Annotated in this window: 24 protein-coding genes; 15 read left to right on the top strand and 9 right to left on the bottom strand. The window is 63.2% G+C overall.

Features of this window, described 5'->3' with window-relative positions; translation table 11 throughout:
- Window positions 1-32 precede the first annotated feature (32 nt).
- Window positions 33-656, bottom strand: coding sequence for a tail fiber protein (locus tag MVC20_RS18300; protein ID WP_297544031.1), 624 nt, complete (start codon window positions 654-656; stop codon window positions 33-35).
- An 82-nt stretch (window positions 657-738) separates the two neighbouring features.
- Entirely contained in the window at window positions 739-1,353 is a 615-nt protein-coding gene (locus tag MVC20_RS18305) for a tail fiber protein (protein ID WP_363320829.1), read from the bottom strand.
- Window positions 1,354-1,543: 190 nt separating this feature from the next.
- Between MVC20_RS18305 and MVC20_RS18310 the strand changes: the two genes are divergently transcribed.
- Window positions 1,544-2,446: a sulfotransferase gene (locus tag MVC20_RS18310; RefSeq protein WP_297544033.1), complete on the top strand. Its 903-nt coding sequence runs from the start codon at window positions 1,544-1,546 to the stop codon at window positions 2,444-2,446.
- Between the two features lie 58 nt (window positions 2,447-2,504).
- Here the strand turns inward: MVC20_RS18310 and MVC20_RS18315 are convergent, their stop codons facing one another.
- From MVC20_RS18315 to MVC20_RS18340, 6 genes are read right to left on the bottom strand one after another with little or no spacing between them, the layout of a single operon-like run.
- Entirely contained in the window at window positions 2,505-2,900 is a 396-nt protein-coding gene (locus tag MVC20_RS18315) for a Na+/H+ antiporter subunit G (RefSeq protein ID WP_037276347.1), read from the bottom strand.
- Between the two features lie 10 nt (window positions 2,901-2,910).
- Entirely contained in the window at window positions 2,911-3,180 is a 270-nt protein-coding gene (locus MVC20_RS18320) for a K+/H+ antiporter subunit F (RefSeq protein WP_037276348.1), read from the bottom strand.
- Window positions 3,177-3,668: a Na+/H+ antiporter subunit E gene (locus MVC20_RS18325; RefSeq protein WP_037276349.1), complete on the bottom strand. Its 492-nt coding sequence runs from the start codon at window positions 3,666-3,668 to the stop codon at window positions 3,177-3,179. Before MVC20_RS18325 ends, MVC20_RS18320 begins: the two co-directional genes overlap by 4 nt.
- Window positions 3,669-3,681: 13 nt before the next feature.
- Window positions 3,682-5,193 carry a monovalent cation/H+ antiporter subunit D gene (locus MVC20_RS18330; RefSeq protein WP_297544037.1) on the bottom strand — a complete coding sequence of 504 codons (1,512 nt, stop codon included), beginning with the start codon at window positions 5,191-5,193 and terminating at the stop codon, window positions 3,682-3,684.
- Window positions 5,190-5,552 carry a Na+/H+ antiporter subunit C gene (locus tag MVC20_RS18335; RefSeq protein WP_297544038.1) on the bottom strand — a complete coding sequence of 121 codons (363 nt, stop codon included), beginning with the start codon at window positions 5,550-5,552 and terminating at the stop codon, window positions 5,190-5,192. The genes MVC20_RS18330 and MVC20_RS18335 overlap by 4 nt, the downstream gene beginning before the upstream one ends.
- A gap of 1 nt (window position 5,553) precedes the next feature.
- A complete protein-coding gene (locus MVC20_RS18340) occupies window positions 5,554-8,427 on the bottom strand; it encodes a monovalent cation/H+ antiporter subunit A (protein ID WP_297544039.1) in 2,874 nt (957 codons plus the stop codon).
- 215 nt (window positions 8,428-8,642) lie between these two features.
- On the opposite strand from MVC20_RS18340, the gene ybgC reads away from it, so the two are divergent.
- The 13 genes from ybgC to folD all read left to right on the top strand — a co-directional run bounded on the left by ybgC (window position 8,643) and on the right by folD (window position 21,809).
- Window positions 8,643-9,041: a tol-pal system-associated acyl-CoA thioesterase gene (gene ybgC / locus MVC20_RS18345; protein WP_297544041.1), complete on the top strand. Its 399-nt coding sequence runs from the start codon at window positions 8,643-8,645 to the stop codon at window positions 9,039-9,041.
- 150 nt (window positions 9,042-9,191) lie between these two features.
- The gene (gene tolQ / locus MVC20_RS18350; RefSeq protein WP_037276358.1) at window positions 9,192-9,887 is read left to right on the top strand and encodes a protein TolQ; all 696 of its coding nucleotides are present in this window, start codon (window positions 9,192-9,194) and stop codon (window positions 9,885-9,887) included.
- A 3-nt stretch (window positions 9,888-9,890) separates the two neighbouring features.
- Complete coding sequence (tolR, locus tag MVC20_RS18355; protein ID WP_037276359.1) at window positions 9,891-10,364, top strand: protein TolR; 474 nt, start codon at window positions 9,891-9,893, stop codon at window positions 10,362-10,364.
- 11 nt (window positions 10,365-10,375) lie between these two features.
- A complete protein-coding gene (locus MVC20_RS18360) occupies window positions 10,376-11,515 on the top strand; it encodes an energy transducer TonB (protein ID WP_297544044.1) in 1,140 nt (379 codons plus the stop codon).
- The gene (gene tolB, locus MVC20_RS18365; protein WP_297544046.1) at window positions 11,512-12,837 is read left to right on the top strand and encodes a Tol-Pal system beta propeller repeat protein TolB; all 1,326 of its coding nucleotides are present in this window, start codon (window positions 11,512-11,514) and stop codon (window positions 12,835-12,837) included. Before MVC20_RS18360 ends, tolB begins: the two co-directional genes overlap by 4 nt.
- Window positions 12,838-12,911: 74 nt before the next feature.
- Window positions 12,912-13,424: a peptidoglycan-associated lipoprotein Pal gene (pal, locus tag MVC20_RS18370; RefSeq protein WP_037276364.1), complete on the top strand. Its 513-nt coding sequence runs from the start codon at window positions 12,912-12,914 to the stop codon at window positions 13,422-13,424.
- Window positions 13,425-13,445: 21 nt separating this feature from the next.
- Complete coding sequence (gene ybgF / locus MVC20_RS18375) at window positions 13,446-14,288, top strand: tol-pal system protein YbgF (protein ID WP_297544048.1); 843 nt, start codon at window positions 13,446-13,448, stop codon at window positions 14,286-14,288.
- Window positions 14,285-15,541, top strand: a complete 1,257-nt coding sequence (gene tilS / locus MVC20_RS18380; protein WP_297544050.1) for a tRNA lysidine(34) synthetase TilS — start codon at window positions 14,285-14,287, stop codon at window positions 15,539-15,541. The genes ybgF and tilS overlap by 4 nt, the downstream gene beginning before the upstream one ends.
- Before the next feature lie 79 nt (window positions 15,542-15,620).
- A complete protein-coding gene (ftsH, locus tag MVC20_RS18385) occupies window positions 15,621-17,537 on the top strand; it encodes an ATP-dependent zinc metalloprotease FtsH (RefSeq protein ID WP_297544052.1) in 1,917 nt (638 codons plus the stop codon).
- A gap of 62 nt (window positions 17,538-17,599) precedes the next feature.
- Window positions 17,600-18,316 (top strand): methyltransferase domain-containing protein, encoded by a 717-nt coding sequence (locus tag MVC20_RS18390; RefSeq protein WP_297544242.1) that lies wholly within the window; start codon window positions 17,600-17,602, stop codon window positions 18,314-18,316.
- 77 nt (window positions 18,317-18,393) lie between these two features.
- Window positions 18,394-18,999 carry a sulfurase gene (locus MVC20_RS18395; protein WP_297544054.1) on the top strand — a complete coding sequence of 202 codons (606 nt, stop codon included), beginning with the start codon at window positions 18,394-18,396 and terminating at the stop codon, window positions 18,997-18,999.
- Between the two features lie 149 nt (window positions 19,000-19,148).
- Entirely contained in the window at window positions 19,149-20,825 is a 1,677-nt protein-coding gene (locus tag MVC20_RS18400) for a formate--tetrahydrofolate ligase (RefSeq protein ID WP_297544056.1), read from the top strand.
- A gap of 93 nt (window positions 20,826-20,918) precedes the next feature.
- Complete coding sequence (folD, locus tag MVC20_RS18405) at window positions 20,919-21,809, top strand: bifunctional methylenetetrahydrofolate dehydrogenase/methenyltetrahydrofolate cyclohydrolase FolD (protein WP_297544058.1); 891 nt, start codon at window positions 20,919-20,921, stop codon at window positions 21,807-21,809.
- A 4-nt stretch (window positions 21,810-21,813) separates the two neighbouring features.
- On the opposite strand, the gene MVC20_RS18410 is transcribed toward folD, so the two are convergent.
- Window positions 21,814-22,536, bottom strand: a complete 723-nt coding sequence (locus MVC20_RS18410) for a VWA domain-containing protein (RefSeq protein ID WP_297544060.1) — start codon at window positions 22,534-22,536, stop codon at window positions 21,814-21,816.
- A gap of 110 nt (window positions 22,537-22,646) precedes the next feature.
- Between MVC20_RS18410 and MVC20_RS18415 the strand changes: the two genes are divergently transcribed.
- On the top strand, window positions 22,647-23,291 hold the full coding sequence (locus tag MVC20_RS18415; RefSeq protein ID WP_297544062.1) for a 2-hydroxychromene-2-carboxylate isomerase: 645 nt from the start codon (window positions 22,647-22,649) through the stop codon (window positions 23,289-23,291).
- Window positions 23,292-23,302: the final 11 nt, after the last annotated feature.

Below are 23,302 nucleotides of genomic sequence, written 5' to 3' on the forward strand. Positions count from 1 at the left end.
TCGCCAAGCTGGGCGATCCCCGAAAGCGGGGGTCAGCTGCGTGACGGAAAGGCACCCGTCAGGGATATACAGTGCATGAGGCCCAAGGTCGGGTCCTGGGTGTTGATCGAAGTGCTGGATCCGGTCAGCGAGATCATCGCCGGGTTCATCGTGACATTCGGGCTGGCCTGGGAATAGATCGTTTCGTTGCCGGTGCCACCTGTCGGTGCCGCCGCCAACAGCTTGCCACCCGGACCAGGCAGGTCGCCATCCAGATTGTTGGCATTCACCGTATGGCTATGCTGCGGCATGGTGGCCTGTGTCATCGTCTTGTTTTCCGTGCCGAAGATTTGCCCCGCCTGCCGTGGAGTCAGGCCGTTGCCGGTTCCCTGACCCAACGCAATGCGGCCGCGCAGATCGGGGAGGGCGAATGTCGTCGTTCCGTTTCCGCCAAATTGGGTGCCAAGGAGCGAGAAAAGCGCCTGGTTGCTCGAAATGGGCAAAATCTGCCCCGCAGCCTCCGCCCAACCTTGGGGGCAGAAATTGAAACTGACGATCATGATGTCCCCGAGGAAGGCATCGAAGCCAGCCTCTGCGCGGTTCGGAGCGGCGACGGCACCCAATGTCAGGCCCAGCATCCCCACTGCTGCAAGCGTGCTCTTGTTCAAAATTTTCATTACGGACTCCAAAAATTAAAGTTGTGTCTGAGAGTTGTGGAAAGTCGCTCCCGCAGCGTTAGCCGGGGCTCTGACTGTCATTTCAGTTCCGCGACGGAAATATCCCCTGGATGGCGATACAATAGCGCATCACCAGCGTCGGATCCTCGACGTCGAATGGCAGGCTCTGACCGCTTGCTCCGATCATTGCGGATGACATCGTCACGTTTGGAGCCTGATCCGAATAAATCGTCTCAGAGCCAACGCCGCTTGGTGGAGCAGCGGCCAAGAGCTTGCCCCCCGGGCCAGGAAGATCTCCGTCCAGATTATTGGCATTCACCGCGTGACTATGGCTCGGCAATTGATTGACGCTTAGCGTGACCGCTTCGGCCCCAACCATTTGCCCTTGGCTGCGCGGGGTAAGTCCCGGCCCGGTCCCCTGTCCCATCGCGCCCCGGCCCCGCAGGTCGGGGAGGCCGAAGGTGGTCGTGCCGTTTCCGCCATAGGTGACGCCGATCAAGGAAAACAGGGCCGTGTTGCTGGCAATCGACAGAATTTGCCCTTCGGCGCTCATCCAACCGCGTGGGCAAAAATTATAGCCGACGGCAATTATATCCCCAATGAAAGGGTCGGTTCCGGCCTTTGCGGTTTCCGGCACAAGGCCACCCCCCACGGCGAGCCCAAAGCCAAGCGTACAAATGAACGCTGATCGTTTCACAAAATCCATTCTCGATCTCCAAATGCAGGTTAAAACTTTAAGTTGAGTGTTCACATTCCTACGATTCCTGAAATAACGCAAAACTATTCTTAATGGCCGCGCGCCCAAGAGCTATGCTGGGGCACGGCGCCTGATCGGACGCGGTTCGAACGGGGTCTTGCGAGGTTTGAGTCAGGGATCAAAACACAGGATGTTCTACCCACAACCAGACCCCCATGCAGCCATCCGCTCTGCCAGCGATCCGCATGTCGCAATTGGTGGTCTCGGGGGGTCGGGCACCCGCGTCTTTGCGGCCACGCTGTCTTCGGTGGGTATCCGGCTTGGCACACGATTGAACGGGCCGCTCGATAACCTGTGGTTCACCGTGCTTTTCAAGCGTGCGGACTGGGTGCGACAGCGTCCTTCGGATGCAGAGGTCGTTCAGGCCGCCGACCTCTTGCGTCGCGCCATGACCACCGGGCTGCGTGGAACCCTCAGTGCAGAAGAGCACGCGCTGCTGATCCGTCTGCGGGACACGCTTCCGCCGACCGGGCCATGGCAATGCGGTGTGCGCGCACCTGATGCCGAGAGTCTCATCGACAGCGTGCCGCCTGCTGTGGGCGGCGATCTCGCCTGGGGCTGGAAAGAGCCGAACACCCATGTGTTCCTGCCGCATCTCGCGCGATGTTTTCCGGACCTTCGGTATATCCATGTGGTGCGTAACGGGCTCGACATGGCGTTTAGCAACAACACATGGCAAGCACGGCACTGGAGCCCTTATTATGGGGTGGCATTGGAGCCAGCTACGCCCCTGCCGGTGCATCAGCTGCGCTATTGGACCGCCGCAAATCGCGCTGCGATGGAATTTGGCGCGGCCCATATGCCGGGGCGTTTCCTGGCGATTTCCTACGAGGCATATTGCGCTGATCCGGGCCGACACTGGCCCCGTCTTCGGCGATTTCTGGGCTTGCCGGATGACACGCACCCGCCTGCCAATACCTTGCAACCCACCACCATCGGGCGCAGCAAAGAGCATGACCTCTCGCAATTCCCGTCTGACACACTCTCTCTTGCGCGCGATCTGCAAGCCGAGGTGGATGCGCTGACCCCCTGAGGTGCCGTCGCCTCGAGAGAGGCGTCACGCGGCGCGTGGCAGGTCACAGGACCGCGCGTTACCCGTTCTGCGCGTCTGCGGCCTCTGCCTCGATGCGCGCGCGTTCTGCATCGCTCTCGTAGCTGGCCCAGGGCCGGTCCGTGCCGGTGGGCGGCAGGTCGGCGGGCTTGTGCACCAGATGCAGATGCGTCTTGGCGATGAAATGCCCGGTGATCGGTGCGGTCAGGAACAGGAACAGCACGATCATGAACTCGTGAAACGAAAAATCCCCGACCTTGAAGTAGAAGAACAGCATGGAGGCAATCAGCGCCCCGCCCACGCCCAGTGTCGTCGCCTTGGTCGGCGCATGTAGCCGCATCATGGGATCGGGCAGCTTGATCAGGCCAAAGGAGCCGACCAAGCCAAACACGCCGCTGATCACCAGACAGGCCGAAATGAGAATATCCACAACCATGATCGGCCTCCTATTCGATGATGTCGCCGCGCAACAAGAAGCGCGTGTAGGACACGGTCGAGATAAAGCCGGTCATGGCGATGATCATCGACGCTTCGAAATACATGGTCGTGCCCTTGAGAATACCGAACAGCGACAGCAGCGCGATCATGTTCACCACCATCGTATCCAGCGCCAGGATGCGGTCGCCGACGGTGGGCGAACTGATCACGCGATAGATATTGAGCAGCAATCCCAGTCCGAAACAGCCGAAGGCGAAAAAGAGCGCGTATTCGATCATTCGAAAATCTCCTTGAGCCGGCGTTCGTAGCGCGCCTTGATGTCATCGCGCACTGCGTCCGGGTCGGGCGCGTCCAGACAATGCACCAGCAGGCTGCGGCCATCTGCGGACAGATCGCTCGACACGGTGCCGGGCGTCATGGTGATCGTGCCTGCCAGAACGGTGATCGCCTCGGGTGTGCGCAGTTCCAGCGGAATGGTGATCCAGGCGGGCTTGGTGTTGGCGTTGGTCTTGAACAGGATGATTATCGCCACCTGCACGTTGGCCACACAGATATCCCAGAGCACCACGAGCACGAATTCCACGATCCGTGGCAGGCTCGAGAGGCGCGGCCGGTTGGGCCAGTAGGGCGAGGTTATGATCGGGATGATCAACCCGAGAATCGTTCCCAGGACCAGATTGCCAAAGGTCAGCTTGTTGACCAGCATCTGCCAGACCACGATCAGGGTCAGCGTCAGGAACGGATGGGGCAGGATCTTGCGCAGCATCGTCTTTCCTCCCTCAACCACCGTTCAGCACGGCGGCGATATAGCTCTCTGGCGCGTGCAGTTGTTGTGCCGTGGCCTCGATATAGCCCATGACCGGACCGGCCAGCACCGAGAGCGCCACAATGCCGCCCAGCATCGCAAAACAGGCCACCATGGGCAGAGCGGGTTGCGGTTCCGGTTCCGCTTCGTCGCCGGTTTCGGGGGCCAGTTTCCAGAAGATCGCGCTGCCCGCCTGGCCCAGACCAAGGATGGCCACCAGCGAGGTGCTGAGGATCACGGCCCAGATGAGCCAGACCTGATCCATCTCGCGCACCGCGTCGAGAATGAGCAGTTTGCCGACAAAGCCCGAGAGCGGCGGCATGCCCGCCGTGGCAATCGCCGAGCCAAAGAAGAGCGCGGCAATCATCCCGTGTTGCGCCATGCGCGGCCCCGGCAGAAATGCCCCTGCCATGGATCCCCGCCGCGCGCGCACGAGATCGACCACAAGGAACAGGAGCGCGCCCGCCAGCGTCGAATGGATCATGTAATAGAGCGCGGCCGCCGTGGTTTCAGGCCGGAAGCCCGCGATGGCAATCAGGAGCGTGCCCATCGAGCCGATGGCGGCGAAGGCGGCGAGGCGGCCCAGCCGCCTGGCCCCCAGGATACCGACCATCCCGGCAACAAGCGTGATCAGCGCGGCATAGGTCAGCATCTGGTCAATCAGCGCCGCCGTTGCCCCAAGGTCGGGCCCGAAGACCAGCGTATACATGCGCAGGATCGCATAGGCGCCCACCTTGGTCATGATCGCAAAGAGTGCCGCAACCGGGGCCGGAGCCTCGGCATAGGTTTCCGGCAGCCAGAAATGCAGCGGCAAGAGGGCGGCCTTGATGGCGAAGACGAGGAAGAGCAGCATCGCGCCAACGCGCAGCAGCGCGCTGTCCTCGACCGGAATCTCTGCCGCCCGCACCGCGAGATCGGCCATGTTGAGCGTACCCGTCACCGCATAGAGCGTGCCAAGCGCAAAGAGAAACAGGGTCGAGCCAAGCAAGTTGTAGATGACATATTGCACGCCCGCCTTGAGCCTGCGCCGACCCCCGCCATGGATCATCAGACCGTAAGAGGCAATCAGTAGCACCTCGAAGAACACAAAGAGGTTGAACGCATCGCCCGTCAGGAACGCGCCGAAAATGCCCATCAACTGAAACTGATAGAGCGCATGGAAATTGTTGCCGCGCTGATCCCAGCCGGTGCCCACCGCATAGAGCAGCACCACAAGCGCCAGCACCGCCGTCACCAGCGCCATCAGCGCCGACAACCGGTCCAGCACCAACACAATCCCAAAGGGCGCGGGCCAATTGCCAAGTTCATAGACCTCGATGGTTCCGCTTGCTGCCTGCACGGTCAGGCCAATCGCCACCGCAAGCACCGCGACAACGCCCGCGATGGAAAACACCCGCTGAAGTGGCGGATGGTGTCGCATCGCCAGCGTGAGAATTGCGGCCAGCACCGCCGGCAGCACAATTGGGGCAATAATCCAGTGGCTCATGCCTCATTCTCCTGCGCGGGCTGTTCGGGTGGCGTCTCGGGGCCGATGTTCACGGTGTCATCGCGTGACGAGAGGAACGATCCAAGCGCCATAATCACCACCACCGCCGTCATGCCGAACGAAATCACGATCGCCGTCAAAACAAGCGCCTGCGGCAATGGATCGGTATAGGTTTCCACACCCTTCTGAAGGATCGGGGGAAGGTCCACCACCAGCCGCCCGGTGCCAAAGAGGAACAGGTTGACCGCATAGCTCAGGAGCGAAATCCCGATGATCACTGGGAAACTGCGTAGCCTCAGCACCAGATAGAGCCCGCCAGCCGTCAAGAGGCCGATTGCACTTGCAAAGAGAAGCTCCATATCAGGCCTCCTTCTCGCCCGGCGTGTCGTTCAGGGCCGGGTTTATGTCCATGGGCGTGACATTGACTGTCTCACCCGCACGTCGCGCCATGCTCGACAGGCTGTTGAGCGCCAACATCACGGCACCCACCACGGTCAGGAAGACGCCGGTGTCAAACGCCATGGCCGTAGCCCATTCGAATTCCTCAATCGGTGGAAAATGCAGATAGCCGTAGTCGGAGGTCAGGAAGGGACGCCCCGCCAGCCAGGCGCCGATGCCCGTCACGCTCGCGATCAGAACGCCAACGCCTATGGTGGCGTGATAGGTGACGCGCTGTCGCGCCTCGGCCCAGGCAAAGCCCGACGCCATGTATTGCATGAGAAACGCAATTGCCACGATCAGACCGGCGATAAACCCGCCGCCCGGCTGGTTGTGGCCGCGCAGGAAAATATAGGCCCCCACCATCAGCGCGATGGGCATCATCACGCGGGTGGCCACCACCATCATCAGCGGGTGACGGTCGCCTGCCTCGGCGTAGCGGTCCGCCTTCCATTGAGAGAGCCAGCGCCCGCCGGGCCCCTTGAGCACGGTTTCGGTCAGGGCAAAGATCACCAGCGCCGCAATCCCCAAGACGATGATTTCGCCATAGGTATCAAAGCCCCGGAAATCCACGAGGATCACGTTGACCACATTGGTGCCGCCGCCACCCTTGTAGGAGTTGGCGAGATGAAAGACCGAAATGCTCTCGGCCGCGAAATCGCGCAGCAGAATGGCATAGGTAAGACCCGCTACTGCAACACCGCCCACCACAGCAATCCCTGCATCCCGTATCCGCCGCGCGACGCTGCTCTCTGCCGGGGTCTCGCGCGGCAGGAAATTCAGCGCCAGAAGCAGCAGGATGATTGTCACCACCTCAACCGAGATTTGCGTCAGCGCAAGGTCCGGTGCCGAGAGATAGACAAAGCCCATCGAGACGATCAGGCCGACAATGCCCATCAGCACCAGTGCCAAAAAGCGGTTGCGATGGAACGCGACCAGGCAGATCGTCGCCAGCACCAGCAAGAGCCAGCCAATCGCAGGCACCAGAGTCACAGGCAACATCTCACGCGTGGGCGCAGCCATGCCGCCCCCCATGTAGCCAAGCACGCCCGCGCCGATCACCGCCACTGCGAAAATCGCGCCATTGCGGGTGAGCGCGCCGTTGTGCACGCCATTGGTAAAGGCGCGGCTTGCAAGGGTGGCGGCGCGGGTGAGCGCGTCGAACATGGTTTTCGCCTCGGGGCGCGGGGTCGCCAGCCAAAGCCGCATCAAGGGCGCATGCAGCGCCAAAAGGATCGCGCCGCCCAGAACCGCCGTGCCGGACATGAACAACGCGGGCGTGACGCCATGCCAGATCTTCAGCTCAAAATCTGGCAATGCGCCGCCAATCACCGCCCCCGCGCTGGCGCGCACAAGCGGCTCTGCAAGGAACGGCGCAAGGCCGATGGCCACCACAAGCACCACGAGAAAGGCCGGGGCCGACCACATGCCAAAGCCCGGATCATGCGGCCTGGACGGATAATCGTCGCGCACCGGACCCCAGAACACATGCACGATATAGCGAAACGAATAGGCCACCGAAAACAGCGCGCCCAATGTGGCGAGCACGGGCACGATCCAGTGATTGCCCTGCCAAACGGTATGCGAGGCCTCTTCAAGCATCATTTCCTTGGACAGGAACCCGTTCAATAGCGGGATGCCCGCAATCGACAGCGCCGCCAGCGTGACAATCGTAAAGGTGATCGGCATCAGGTGGCGCAATCCGCCAAGGCGTTTGATGTCGCGGGTGTGGGTCTCGTGATCGACAATGCCGGCCGACATGAACAGCGCCGCCTTGAAGGTGGCGTGGTTGATGATGTGAAACACCGCCGCGACGGCGGCCATCTTGGTGCCAAAGCCAAGCAGCATGGTGATCAGGCCAAGTTGGCTAACGGTCGAAAACGCCAGAAGCGCCTTGAGGTCATCCTTGAACAGAGCGATCTTGGCGCCGATCAGCATGGTGATCAGGCCGGTCGTGGCCACGATATAAAACCACTCGGGTGTGCCCGCCAGAACCGGCCACATCCGCGCCATCAGGAACAGCCCCGCCTTGACCATTGTCGCCGAATGCAGATAGGCCGACACCGGCGTCGGCGCGGCCATCGCATGCGGCAGCCAGAAATGGAACGGAAACTGCGCCGATTTGGTGAAACACCCAAGCAAAATCAGGATCAGCGCCGGCAGATACATCGGGCTCGCCTGAATCGCGTCTTTTTGCGTCAGGATCACGCTCAGGTCATAGCTGCCCACGATATTGCCGAGGATCAGCATCCCCGCGATCATGGCAAGACCGCCAAGGCCCGTCACGGTCAGCGCCATCCGCGCGCCCTGCCGACCCTCAGGCAGGTGTTTCCAATAGCCGATCAGCAGGAAAGACGACAGCGACGTCAGCTCCCAGAACACCAGCAGCAAGAGGATGTTATCGCTCAGGACGATCCCCACCATCGCGCCCTGAAACAGCAGCAGATAGGTATAGAACTGCCCCATCGGATCTTCGCGCGACAGGTAGAACCGGGCATAGAGGATGATCAATAGACCAATGCCAAGGATCATCCCGGCAAAGAGCAGCCCCAGACCATCCAGCATGAAATTGACGTTGAGACCCAGCGACGGCAGCCACTCTATGCCAAAGGTCAAAACCTCGCCGCGCATCACGGCAGGTGCGCAAAGCAGCAGCAATGTGAGCGCAAAGATCGTGGGCGCTGCGGTAAAGGCGGCACAGGTGTTGCGCCCTGCTTGGATCATCAGCCCCGGAAACAAGGCTCCTAAAAACGGCAATGCCGCGATGATCGGCAAAAATCCTGCGGTATTGTCCATCCGTCTCCCGCCCCTCTCCCTGTTCTCTGCCTCGGCCTTGGCACCACGTCGCGGGTGCATTTTTCGTGCCGTTTCAGTTGATCCAGCGTAATATACGGCGGCATCGCCGCGCCACAACCCGGCATTTCATGATTTTCCACCTCGTGAAACCGCGACCCTTGAACGCAGGGGCATAGGATGCTTTGCTGCAATTGCACAGTAAACAGGATCAGCCCGTGACCACGCCCGCGCATGTCTTTGTCGTAACCGTCTATTATGAGGATACCGATATGGGCGGGATCGTGTATCACGCGAATTACCTCAAGTATATCGAGCGCGCCCGCAGCGCCTGGGTGCGTGACATGGGCATCGACCAGAACGCGCTGCGCGACACCGAGGGTCTGGTTTTCGCGGTGCGGCGGGTCGAGGCGGATTACCTTGCCCCGGCCCGGCTTGACGATGTGCTCACGGTCGAAACCCGGACTGTTGCCGTCACGGGCGCGCGTCTGGTGATGGAGCAAAGGGTCCTGCGTGGCCCCGACATGATCTTTTCGGCACAAGTGACCATTGCCTGTCTCTCGCGGTCGGGCCGCCCCGCCAAGCTGCCTTTGGGGTTGCGCGCAGCGCAGAGCTGAGGCGCTCCGGCAATTATCCGCCTGATCTATACGCGAATATCGCGTCAAACCCGCGTGAGCCTGTGGATGGTATTGGCTTTCCCCTTTCAAATAGGGTAGTTTCGACCGCAATAAGGCCGAAAAACGGTCAGAGATACAAAGAGCAGGCAAATGGAAGCAGATACCCTGGCATTGGCACAGGAGATAGATTTCTCCATGTGGGCGCTATTCGCGCGCGCCACCCTTATCGTCAAACTGGTGATGTTCATGTTGATCGTGGCCTCGTTCTGGGCCTGGTCGATCATCATTCAGAAAATCATCATCTATCGCAAGGCGCGGCTCGAGGCCGAAATCTTTGATCGTCGCTTCTGGTCGGGCGAGCCGCTCGATGGTCTTTTCGATGAAATCGGCCCAGACCCTGCCGGGCAATCTGAACGGATATTCGCCGCTGGCATGATGGAATGGCGACGCAGTCACCGCAACGACGGCAATCTCATCGCGGGGGCAACGGCGCGGATTGATCGCAGTATGGATGTGGCCATCGCCAAGGAAGCCGAAGGGCTCCAGAGCGGGCTTCAGGTGCTTGCAACCGTTGGCTCGACCGCGCCGTTCATCGGTCTGTTCGGCACGGTCTGGGGCATCATGCATGCGTTCATCGAGATCGCCGAGCAGCAGAACACAAATCTCGCCGTCGTGGCCCCCGGTATTGCCGAGGCGCTTTTGGCCACGGGTCTTGGTCTGATCGCGGCCATTCCGGCGGTGATCTTCTACAACAAGCTCAGCGCCGATGCCGACCGTATCGTCGCGGGATACGAGGCGTTTGCCGACGAATTCGCCACGATTCTCAGCCGCCAGTTGGACAGCTAGACCATGGGCGCGGGTGTCGTTCAGAAATCAGGCGATCAGGGGCGTCGCAGGCGCGGGCGCGGACGCTCGCGCCCGATGGCCGAAATCAACGTCACGCCCTTTGTGGACGTGATGCTGGTGCTTTTGATCATCTTCATGGTGGCCGCCCCCCTGATGGTGGTGGGCGTGCCCGTGGAACTGCCCAAGACCGCCGCCAATTCGCTACCGGGCGAGGATGAAGAACCGCTGACCGTCACTGTTACGGCCGAGGGTATCGTGATGATCCAGACATCCGAGGTGCCGCGTGAAGAGCTGGTCGCCCGCCTGCGCGCCATTGCGACAGAGCGCGACAGCACCCGCGTGTTCCTGCGCGCAGATGGGGCCGTGCCGTATCAGGACGTGATGCAGGTCATGGGTGCGCTGAACAACGGCGGCTTTGCCAATATCGGGCTTGTGACGGATGCCGGCGGTCCGGCGCTTGACGGGCAGGGTGGCTAGGGGCGCATCTGGTGAACACCGGACAGATCATATCTGGCGCGGGCCATCTGGCATTGATCAGTTGGGCCCTCTTTGGGGGCGTGTTCCGCTCTGATCCGCCGCCTTTCGAGGTGGTGGAGGCCACGACCATTTCCACCGAGGAATTCGCGGCGTTGCTCGCACGCCAGAGCGCGCCCGAGGCCGTTGCCAATGTCGATACGCCGGAGCCGCCCGCACCGGGGGATAGCGCGCCGCCGCTTGCCTCGACCCCTGATACCCCGCCCGAGAGCACGCCGCCCCCCGCGCAGGAGACCGCGCCGCCCGATCCCGCGCCGGATGTCACCGAGATCACCCCGCCCGCGCCCGCCGAGGTGACGGATACGGCACCCGTGCTTGAGCCTCCGCAAGAGGATGTGGCCGTTGTGGTGCCCGAGGTCTCGCCCCGGCCCAAGCCGCGCCCCGCGCCCCGCGTCGCCCCCGAGGCCGTGGCCCCGCCAGAGCCTGACGTGCGTATCGACGAGGTGGCCCAGCCCGAGGTCGCGCCCGATGAGGGCGCGGAGGTGCCGCAGGAACCGGCCGAGGCCACGGCCCAGGAAGAGGCCGCAACCGAGATCGTGACCGAGGCGGAAGAGTCGAAAGACGCAGCCCCCACCTCTTCCTTGCGCCCCAAGCCGCGCCCCGCGCGGCCCGTGCAGCAGGCAGAGACACCCGCGCCCGCCGAGACCCCGAAACCGGCCACGGCCGAGACCCCGAAACCCGCGGCCCCCGCCACCGATCAGAGCGCCGTCAATGACGCGCTTGCCGCCGCCCTTGGCACGAGCCAGAACACGAACACCGCCCCGAGCGGCCCGCCGCTCACCTCTGGTGAGAAAGACGCACTCCGCGTCGCGGTACAGCAATGCTGGAATGTGGGCTCGCTCAGCACCGAGGCGCTGGGCACCACGGTTGTGGTTTCCGTCCGCATGGGTGAGGATGGCAAGCCGGACAATGGGTCGATCCGGATGGACAGTTTTTCGGGCGGTGGCGATGCTGCGGCACGTCAGGCGTTCGAGGCTGCCCGCCGGGCGATCATCCGCTGCGGGGCCAATGGATTCAATTTGCCGCCGGAAAAATACGACCAGTGGCGTGACATCGAAATGACATTCAACCCGGAGAGTATGAGGATCAAATGATGCGCTTTACGATGACCCTCCTTGCGGCCCTCACGCTCTGGGCCATGCCCGCTCTGGCGCAGGGCAACGGCCCGCTTCGGATCGAGATCACCGAAGGGGTGATCGAGCCGATGCCATTTGCCGTACCTGATTTCGTCTCTGACAGTGCCGCGGGCCAGGAACTTGGCCGCAACATTGCCAGCGTGATCGCGGCTGACCTGACCGGCACCGGCCTGTTTCGCCAGATCCCGAACGCCGCCCATATCAGCCGGATCACCAGCTTTGAAAGCCCGGTGCAATATGCCGACTGGCGCGCGATCAATGCGCAGGCGCTGATCACCGGTGCGGTCAGCACCGACGGGGCCGGGCGCATCGTGGCCAAGTTTCGCATCTATGACGTCTTTTCCGGTCAGGAACTGGGCGCGGGCCAGCAGCTTGTCGGCACGCAGGACGGCTGGCGGCGCATTGCCCACAAGGTCGCCGATCAGGTCTATAGCCGGATCACCGGCGAAGGCGGCTATTTCGACAGCCGCGTCGTCTTTGTCGCCGAGAGCGGCCCCAAGGATCAGCGCGCCAAGCGTCTGGGGATCATGGATTACGACGGGGCCAATGTGCAGTATCTGACCGATAGCACCAGCATCGTTCTGGCGCCTCGCTTTTCGCCCACTGGCGACCGGGTGCTCTATACCAGCTATGAAACCGGCTTTCCGCGCATCTACGTGCTCGACGTGGCCAATGTCGGGCGTCGTGAATTGCCCACGCAGGATGCCACCATGAGCTTTGCGCCACGCTTTGCACCCAACGGGCGCACCGTGGTCTATTCCTTGACCCAAGGTGGCAATACCGATCTCTACACCATGGATATCGGCAGCGGCGCCAGTGCCCGGCTGACCACCGCCCCGTCGATCGAAACCGCGCCCAGCTATAGCCCCGACGGCAGCCAGATCGTGTTCGAGAGCGACCGCTCCGGCACGCCGCAGCTCTACATCATGTCGGCAGGCGGTGGCGAGGCGCGGCGCATCAGCTTTGGTGAGGGGCGCTATGGCACGCCCGTCTGGTCGCCGCGCGGCGATCTCGTGGCCTTTACCAAGCAATCCAAGGGCCGCTTTCATATCGGCGTCATGCGGACCGATGGCAGCGAAGAGCGTCTCTTGACCGCCTCATTCCTTGACGAAGGCCCGACATGGGCCCCCAATGGCCGCGTCATCATGTTCACCCGCGAAACACAGGGCGAGCAGGGGCAGGCGAGCCTCTATTCGGTCGACATCACGGGCCGGAACCTCAAGCAGGTGCCCACCAGCACCGGCGCAAGCGATCCTTCGTGGTCGCCGCTTCAGAATTGAACCCACAAGGCCCGCGTTTCCTTGGGACGCGGGCTGTGATATGACAGGCCAAGGCAGACACGAACGGGGCTAAAATGACCTATCTGAGCAAGACACTGATCCTCTGTGCGGGGCTGGCTTTGGCCGCCTGCACCAATCCCAACCGCTTTGATGATGGCAATGCCGTCGATCTCAACAACGGCGCGGGCGCCGGCCTTGCCGGGTCCGCGCAGGACCCGAGTTCGCCGGCCTATTTCCAGCAGACAGTGGGCGACCGCGTGCTTTTCGCCGTCGATCAATCCACGCTCGGCTCGGAGGCCCAGGTCACGCTCGACGGTCAGGCCAATTGGCTGATGACCAATCGCGATTTTACCGCCGTGATCGAAGGCCATGCCGACGAACAGGGCACCCGCGAATACAACCTTGCCCTCGGCGCCCGTCGCGCCAACGCGGTGCAGGAATATCTGATCGGTCGCGGTGTTTCGCCCAACCGCCTGCGTGTGGTCAGCTACGGCAAGGAGCGCCCGATCGAGATTTGCAGCAACGAGGCGTGCTATGCAAAGAACCGGCGCGCCGTGACCGTGCTGGCCGCCGGGCTGGGCAGCTAACCTAGGAAAGGGGGCCGCACCATGCGCCGTTTCGCGTTCATTCTGGCCGCTGGTCTTTTGGTCGCGCCGCATCATGCGGTGGCGCAGACGGATCAGACGCTAGCCGACATCCGTCAGGAACTGTCGGTGCTGTTCGTCACCTTGCAGCATCTCAAGCGCGAACTCAGCACCACTGGCGCCGCGGGGCAACTCAGCGGCGGCGGTTCTCTCGTGGACCGCGTGAACGCGATCGAAAGCGAGGTGCAGCGCCTGACCTCCAAGACCGAAGAGCTGGAGTTCCGGATCGACCGGGTGGTGTCTGATGGCACCAACCGCGTGGGCGATCTGGAGTTCCGCCTCTGCGAACTGGAGCCGGGCTGTGACATTGCCACGCTGGAACCGGGGAGCACCTTGGGTGGCGTCGATCCGGTGACGGCAGGTGGCGGGGCCGCACCGCTTCCCACCATTCCGCAGGCGGGCACCGGCGACAGCCCGCAGCTGGCCATTGGCGAGCGTGACGATTTCGACCGGGCCGAGGCGGCGTTGCAGGCCGGCAATCATACCGAAGCGGCGGCGGGTTTCGCGACATTCCTGTCGACCTATCCGGGCAGCCCCTTGTCCGGACGGGCAGGTCTCTTGCGTGGTGAGGCGCTTGAGGCCGCCGGTCAGCAGAGCGAGGCGGCGCGCGCCTATCTCGACAGTTTCAGCGCCGCGCCGGACGGCCCAGAGGCCCCCGAGGCGCTGTTCCGTCTTGGCCGCGCGCTGGGCCGTCTGGGCCAGACCGAAGAGGCCTGCGTGACATTGGGACAGGTCGCGGCGCGCTATCCGACGGCGGCGGCGGTCTCTTCCGCGCAATCCGAGATGGGCCGCCTGGGCTGTTCGTGACCCCGCCTGCCGCGCCGTTGCAAACCAGCCTCGCGGCGCATTTCGCGGGGCATGTTCCGCTGCGGCTGGGCGTGGCGGTGTCCGGCGGCAGCGATTCGCTGGCGCTCCTGCATCTTCTGCACGACTGGCAGCATGTGGGCGGCCCCAGCCTGGCCGCCGTCACCGTCGATCACGGGTTGCGCCCAGGTTCCGCGCGAGAGGCGGCAGAGGTAGAGCAGATCTGCGCCCGGCTCGGTATCCCGCACGATACGCTGAAGTGGCAAGGCTGGGATGGCACCGGAAACCTGCCCGATCAGGCGCGGCGCGCGCGCTACGCGCTCCTTGTGGACTGGGCGCAGGCCCATGGGCTGCAGGACATCGCCATCGGCCACACGCAAGACGACCTTGCCGAGACCTTTCTGATGCGCCTGGCGCGGGGCGCGGGTGTGGACGGTCTTGCGGCGATGCGCCCGCGCTGGACCCAAGCGGGCGTGACGTTTCACCGTCCGCTCCTGGATGTGACGCGCGCGCGCCTGCGGGCGCATCTGCGCGCCCTTGGGCAGTCGTGGGTTGACGATCCCACCAACGACGACACCGCGTATCTGCGCCCCCGCGCGCGGCAGGTTCTCGCGGCGCTCGGCCCTCTGGACCTGGATGCCGCGACGCTGGCCGATGTCGCGCGCACCCTGTCAGAGGTTCGCACAGCGCTGGATTTCTCCGTGAAAACAGCCGCGCGCAGCCTTTTGCGCGGGCAGGCCGGGGATATTCTGATCGACCAGATCGGCTTTGCCGCCCTGCCCGAGGAAATCGCCCGCCGTCTGATGCAGGCCGCTCTGCACTGGCTGGCGGGTGGCGATTATCCACCGCGCGGTGCGGCGCTTCAGTCGCTTGTCCACGCGGCCCGCGCGGGGGGCACCATGACCTTGCACGGGTGTCTTCTTTTGCCTGCCAAGGCGGGGCAGCTGCGTCTTGCGCGGGAATATGCCGCTGTCCGCGCGTTGCGCACGCCCGCAACCGCCCGTTGGGACAATCGCTGGCAGGCCATCGGCCCGGCCACCCCCGATGTCGAGATTGCCGCCCTCGGCCCCGATGGTTTACGGGCCTGTCCCGATTGGCGCCTGGGTGGCTTGCCGCATGCCTCTGCCCTTGCCGCCCCCGGCCTCTGGCAGGGCGAAACCCTGATCGCGGCACCGCTGATGGGCTGGCCGAATGGCTGGTCGCTGCGCCTTTGCCCGGATCGGGACAATCTGCTCATGTCGCTATTATCTCATTGAAGATAGGGCCGTGATCTCTATTTATGATCAGGACGCCCTGTGCTAGACGCACGGGACTACGAATTTTGGGAGAGAACCCTTGGGTAACGCAAGAAATATTGCCTTCTGGCTGGTGCTGTTCCTGTTGATCCTCGCGCTGTTCAACCTGTTCAGCGGGTCGGGCAACACCCTCCAGAGCCGCGCGGTGCCGTATTCCGATTTTGTGGCGGCGGTTGACAGCGGCGGCGTGAGCCAGGTGACACTCGATGGCGAAACCGTGCGCTATCGCGGGTCGGATGGCCAGGACTATGCCACGATCAAGCCCGAGGATGCAGAGATCACCCAACGCCTGATCGACGCGGGCATCCCGGTCAAGGCCGAAAGCCAGCAGCAGTCGGGGTTCCAGACCTTCATCGTGTCGCTTCTGCCTTTCCTGCTGCTGATCGGTGTGTGGATCTATTTCATGAACCGGATGCAGGGCGGCGGCAAAGGCGGTGCCATGGGCTTTGGCAAATCCAAGGCCAAGATGCTGACCGAAAAGCATGGGCGCGTCACCTTTGATGACGTGGCTGGCATCGACGAGGCCAAGGAAGAGCTTGAGGAAATCGTGGAATTCCTGCGCAACCCGCAGAAATTCAGCCGCCTTGGCGGCAAGATCCCCAAGGGCGCGCTGCTTGTCGGCCCTCCGGGCACGGGTAAGACGCTGCTGGCACGCGCCATCGCAGGCGAGGCGGGCGTGCCGTTCTTTACCATCTCCGGTTCCGACTTTGTGGAAATGTTCGTGGGTGTCGGTGCCAGCCGTGTGCGCGACATGTTCGAGCAGGCCAAGAAGAATGCACCCTGTATCGTGTTCATCGACGAGATCGACGCCGTGGGCCGCCATCGTGGCGCGGGCTATGGCGGTGGCAATGACGAACGCGAGCAGACGCTGAACCAGTTGCTTGTGGAAATGGACGGGTTCGAGGCCAATGAAGGCGTGATCATCATCGCGGCGACCAACCGCAAGGATGTGCTTGACCCCGCGCTTCTGCGCCCCGGCCGGTTCGACCGTCAGGTGACGGTGCCCAACCCCGACATCAAGGGCCGTGAGAAGATCCTCAACGTCCATGCCCGCAAGACGCCGCTTGGTCCCGATGTGGACCTGCGCCTGATCGCGCGTGGCACGCCCGGCTTTTCCGGTGCGGACCTTGCCAATCTCGTCAACGAGGCGGCGCTGATGGCGGCGCGCGTCGGCCGTCGCTTTGTCACCATGGTCGATTTCGAGAATGCCAAGGACAAGGTGATGATGGGGGCCGAGCGCCGGTCTATGGTGCTGACCGACGATCAAAAGGAAAAGACCGCGTATCACGAAGCGGGTCATGCCGTCGTGGGTCTGGCCCTGCCGAAATGCGATCCCGTCTACAAGGCCACGATCATCCCGCGCGGTGGCGCGCTGGGCATGGTCGTCAGCCTGCCCGAGATCGACCGGCTGAACTGGCACCGCTCCGAGTGCGAGGAAAAGCTGGCGATGACCATGGCGGGCAAGGCAGCCGAGATCCTCAAATACGGCGAGGATAACGTGTCGAACGGCCCGGCAGGCGATATTCAGCAGGCCAGCGGCCTGGCCCGCGCCATGGTGATGCGCTGGGGCATGTCCGACAAGGTCGGCAATATCGACTATGAGCAGGCGCACGAAGGCTACATGGGCAATGGCGCCGGTGGCTTCTCGATTTCCGCACATACCAAGGAGCTGATCGAGGAAGAGGTCAAGCGCCTGATCGACGAGGCCTATGTCCGCGCCAAGAAGATCCTGACCGAGCGCCAGGAGGATTGGGAACGTCTGGCGCAGGGCCTCTTGGAGTACGAGACCCTGACCGGCGACGAGATCAAGCGGGTCATGCGCGGCGAGCCGCCCATGTCGGGCGATGACGACGACGGCAATGCCGAGGCGACCAAGCCCTCTGTCACCGCCATTCCCAAGACCAAGCCGAAATCCACCCCCGGCGACGGCGGGATGGAGCCAGAGCCCTCGACGTGAGCACATCGCAAACCAAACAGGACTGGAATCCCGGAGCCTATGCCAGGTTCCGGGATCAGCGCTTGCGGCCCGCACTTGATCTGTTGAACGCGGTCGGCCAGATGGGCGCGGGCGATGTGGTCGATCTGGGGTGCGGCAATGGCGTGATGGCCGAGGCCTTGCGCGCCCGCGCGGGCAACCGCAACCTTGTCGGGGTCGATGGCAGCCCGGCCATGCTCGAAAAGGCGCAGGGCATGGGATATGACGCGCTGCAACAGGCCGATATTGCCGAATGGATGCCGCGCCGCGCGCCGGGCCTGATCTATTCAAACGCCGCGCTGCACTGGGTCGGGAATCACGAGGCCTTGATGCCAAAGCTCGTGCGCATGCTGGGCAAGGGCGGCACGCTGGCCGTGCAGATGCCGCATCAGAACAAGGCCCCCTCGCACCGTGTCTGGCTCTCTCTGGCCGAGGAGCTGTTTGCCGGGCGGGTCGAGAAAATGGGCACCCCCGGTGTCATGTCTCCGATCAAGTACGAAGAGCTGCTCGCCCCTCTGGGTCAATTCCGCCTCTGGGAAACCGATTATTACCAGCGCCTGACCGCCGAACCCGGCAGCCACCCGGTGCGCCGCTATACGGAAAGCACCTATGCCCGCCCGGTTCTGGCCGCGCTCGACCCGGACGAAAAGACAGACCTCATCCGCCGCTATGAAGAGGTGATGCACAGCGCCTATCCGGTGCGTGCCGATGGCACTGTGCTTTTCCCGTTCCGCCGCATGTTCTTTACCCTCACCGTCTGACCCGGAATTTGAGTGGCCCTGCGGGGCGAGTATTTTCACCAAGAAGAATTCACCAACAGGACACGGGGCACCGAGCCATGCCTGCATTGATGCCAACCGACTATTACGGTCGAATCACCTGGCTGGGCCGCGTGGCCGAGCGGGAGACGACGCTGGCGGCAGAGCCGCTTGACGCAGTGGATGCGACCTTTGCCGGTGTCGCGGGCGAAGAACACGCGGGCCTCACGCGCCCGTCCTGTAGCCGCGTGATCTCTCAGCATCCCAGAGGCACGGAAATCCGCAATACGCGGCAATTCTCGGTGCTGTCGGTCGAGGACATGACCGCCATCGCCGCCGCCATGGGGCTCAAGCTGCTTGATCCCGCATGGCTTGGGGCGTCGCTGGTGCTGGAGGGGATACCCGACCTCAGCCACTTGCCTCCGTCCTCGCGCCTGCAGGGGCCGGATGGGGTGACGCTGGTGGTGGATATGGAAAACCGCCCTTGCCACCTGCCCGCCGAGGTGATCGAGGCCCACGCCCCCGGTTTCGGCGCGAAGTTCAAACGCGCGGCGCTCGGGCGGCGTGGCATCACGGCCTGGGTCGAACGGGAGGGGCGGCTTGCCCTGGGCCAGATGCTGCGCCTGCACATTCCCGATCAGCCGGTCTGGTCCGAGCTTGCGCGCGCCCGCGGTACGTTGCTCTGAGCCCCCGTTTTCGTGTTTCGATCCGGTGTCGCCTGTGGTGATCCGCCGCAACCACAGGTCCATGTGTCGGATTCGCATGCTGTGGGATGCCGAGAATTGGCTATCACCGTGGTCAGATCAAGCCCAACAGACGAGGGAAGGAAACGACTATGGGTTACAAGAGCGACATCGAGATTGCGCGGGAGGCCAAGAAGCGACCGATTCAGGAAATCGGTGCCAAGCGGGGCATTTCGAACGACGATCTTTTGCCCTACGGCCATGACAAGGCCAAGGTCAGCCAGAAGTTCATCGACTCGGTTCAGGGCAACAAGAACGGCAAGCTGATCCTCGTGACCGCGATCAACCCGACCCCGGCGGGCGAGGGCAAGACCACGACCACCGTTGGTCTGGGTGACGGTCTGAACCGCATCGGCAAGAAGGCCACCGTCTGCATCCGCGAGGCCAGCCTTGGGCCGAACTTCGGGATGAAGGGTGGCGCTGCTGGCGGCGGCTATGCGCAGGTTGTCCCGATGGAGGACATGAACCTGCACTTCACCGGCGACTTCCACGCCATCACCAGCGCGCACAGCCTGCTGAGCGCCATGATCGACAACCACATCTACTGGGGCAACGAGCAGAACATCGACACCCGCCGCGTCGTGTGGCGTCGCGTGGTCGACATGAACGACCGCTCGCTGCGTCAGATCACCTCGTCGCTGGGCGGTGTGTCCAACGGTTTCGCCCGCGAAGATGGTTTTGACATCACCGTCGCCTCCGAAGTCATGGCGATCCTCTGCCTGTCGAAGAACCTCAAGGATCTCGAAGAGCGTCTTGGCGCGATGATCGTCGCCTACCGCCGCGACAAGAGCCCGGTGTTCTGCCGCGACATCAAGGCCGAAGGCGCGATGACCGTGCTTCTCAAGGACGCGATGCAGCCGAACCTCGTGCAGACGCTGGAAAACAACCCGGCCTTTGTCCACGGTGGCCCGTTCGCCAATATCGCGCATGGCTGCAACTCGGTGATCGCCACCACCACCGCGCTCAAGATCAGCGACTACGTTGTGACCGAAGCGGGCTTTGGTGCCGACCTCGGGGCTGAAAAGTTCATGAACATCAAGTGCCGCAAGGCCGGTCTTGCGCCCGACTGCGTGGTCATCGTGGCCACTGTGCGCGCGATGAAGATGAACGGCGGCGTGGCCAAGGCCGATCTGGGCGCCGAGAATGTCGAGGCGGTCAAGGCGGGCTGTCCGAACCTTGGGCGTCACATCGAGAACGTCAAATCCTTCGGCGTGCCGGTGGTCGTGGCGATCAACCATTTCGTGACCGACACCGAGGCCGAGATCGACGCGGTCAAGGCATTCGTCGCCAACCATGGCGCCGAGGCGGTGCTGTCGCGCCACTGGGAGCTGGGTTCGGAAGGCTCTGAGCCGCTGGCGCGCAAGGTGGTCGAAGTGGCCGAGGCCGGAAATGCCAATTTCGCGCCCCTCTACCCCGATGACATGCCGCTGTTCCAGAAGATCGAAACCATCGCCAAGCGCATCTATCGCGCCGACGAGGTTCTGGCCGATCAGAAGATCCGCAGCCAGCTCAAGGAATGGGAAGCGCAGGGTTATGGCAATCTGCCGGTCTGCATGGCCAAGACGCAGTATAGCTTTACCACCGACCCGAACCGTCGCGGTGCGCCCACCGGCCACTCCGTGCCTGTCCGCGAAGTGCGCCTGTCGGCCGGTGCTGGCTTCATCGTGGTGGTCTGCGGTGAGATCATGACCATGCCGGGCCTGCCCAGCAAACCCGCCGCCGAGACGATCCGTCTCAACGACGAAGGTCAGATCGAAGGCCTGTTCTAAGCCAAAACCCATCAGCGCCGCCCGGGGTATCCTGCCTTGGGCGGCGCTACGCGTTATGCGTGGAATAGTTCAAGCACGAGGAAAGGGCTGTGAATGACGGCTAAAGTGATCGACGGCAAGGCCTTTGCCGCAGAGGTGCGCGCCAAGGTGGCGTCGCATGTAACGCGCCTGAAAGAGGAAAACGGCATCACGCCGGGCCTCGCGGTGGTGCTGGTGGGCGAGGATCCGGCCAGTCAGGTCTATGTCCGCTCCAAGGGCAAGCAGACCGTTGAAGTGGGCATGAATTCATATGAGCACAAACTGGATGCCAGCACATCCGAGGCCGATCTTCTGGCGCTGATCGACCGGCTCAACAAGGACGTGACCGTTCATGGCATCCTTGTGCAATTGCCTCTGCCGAAACATCTCGATTCCGATCTGGTGATCAACGCCATTGATCCGGCCAAGGATGTGGACGGGTTTCACATCTCCAACGTGGGTCTCTTGGGCACCGGCCAGAAATCCATGGTGCCCTGCACGCCGCTGGGCTGTCTGATGATGCTGCGCGATCATCACGGCTCGCTTGCGGGGATGGATGCCGTGGTGCTGGGCCGTTCCAACATCGTGGGCAAGCCGATGGCGCAATTGCTCTTGGGGGACAGCTGCACCGTCACCATCGCGCATAGCCGGACCAAGGATCTGGCCGATGTCTGTCGCCGCGCCGATATCGTCGTGGCTGCCGTGGGCCGCCCCGAAATGGTGCCGGGCGACTGGATCAAGCCGGGTGCCACCGTGATCGACGTGGGCATCAACCGGATCGAGCGGGATGGCAAGACCGTGTTGGTCGGCGATGTCGATTACGCCTCTGCCGCCGCGGTTGCGGGGGCGATCACGCCGGTTCCGGGTGGTGTCGGTCCGATGACGATCGCCTGTCTTCTGGCCAATACCCTGACCGCTTGCTGCCGCGCCAATGGGCTGGCAGAGCCCGAGGGTCTGACCGCCTGAGTCCTCAGCCCCGCCCGAGCGGCGGGGCGATCACGCCCATATTTCCGATCAGCGGACAGCCCAGCGTTTCGCGCAGGGCTGCCGCCAATTCGTCGACCGTTTCGGTCGAGACGAAGAGACCCCCCGTCGCATCCGCCAGACATTTCGCCACCGTCTGTCCGTCGTAGCCTTGGGCCTCGGGGCTGTTCCACGAAAAAGGGTCATGCACCACGCGAAACCCGATGACATGCACCGTCAGATCGCGCGCGTCCTGTGCCAGTGACGCCCCAAGCGCACAGGGCGTGCCGCCGCAGGTTTCATTTCCATCCGTGACCAGGACCACGATCCCCGGCTGGGTGCGATAGCCCAGCACCTCTGCCGCCGCCGTGACAGAGGCGGCAATCGGGGTCAGGCCGCCGGGGGTCAGTGTCTCGATCGTCGCCACGACCGCCGCCCCCGCATCGGGCATGGGGGCAAAGTGCCGCGTGATTCCGGAACAGGGATGCGATCCCCCCGCCCCATAGGTCAAGAGGCCGATCCGCCGATAGGGCGCAATCTCGGGCATCACCTGTCGCAGCGCGGCGCGTGCCTCGTTGATCCGTGTGGCCGCGGTCGGATCGTGCCCGACCTCGGCCATCGACCCCGAGCCGTCAAAAACCAGCATCGCATCGGCGGCACAGCCGGTCGCTGCTTGCGGTGCGGGGCCGGGCAGGGCGGTCAGGGCAAGACAGAGGGCAATCGCGCGCATCATGGGCCTCCGGTTGGGGGTCATGCCTTCAGCCTACCGCGCTCTGGCGGCATGTCCAGACACACAAGCTTGTGATGACAGGTCCGGTCTTGGGCGGCTAGGGTCACGGCATGAAACAGATCACCTATATCTACTCGGCCCATTCGGCCTTTGCCTGGCTCGGGTCTGCGCGGCTGATGGAGATTTGCGCCCGGAACGGTGCGCGCCTCATCCACAAGCCCATTGAGCTGTCGCCGGTGGTCGAGGCGGCAGGCGGCTTGCCCTTTGCCGGGCGCACGCAGGCGCATGTCGATTACTTCTTTGGTCGCGACATCGAACATTGGGCCGAGTTTCGTGGCGTGGAGGTGATCCGGCATCGTCCGACCCACCATGACAATCCGCTTGCCCTGGCCAGTGGCGCGATCATCGCCGCGCAAAGGACCGGATCAGGCGCCACCGTGGATGCGCTGGCCCATGCGATCCTCGGGGCCCATTGGCGCGAAGATGCCGACATTGCCGATGCCGCGACCCTGGCACCGCTGATCACAGCCTGTGGTCTTGATGCGGACGCGATCCTGACCGCCGCAAGTACCGACGCCATACAGACAATTTACCGACGCAATACGACCGAGGCGATTGCGCTGAACATCTTTGGCTCCCCCACCTATATCATCGGGGGTGATCCCTTCTACGGACAGGACCGGCTCGAACTGGTCGAGCGCGCACTGCAGCGCCCGTTTTCCCCGTCGACATGGCGAAACCCGCCCGTGGGCTGACAACTCCGCCC

Origin of the sequence: Roseovarius sp. (genome assembly GCF_027019125.1) — a bacterium.
Lineage (GTDB): Bacteria > Pseudomonadota > Alphaproteobacteria > Rhodobacterales > Rhodobacteraceae > Roseovarius.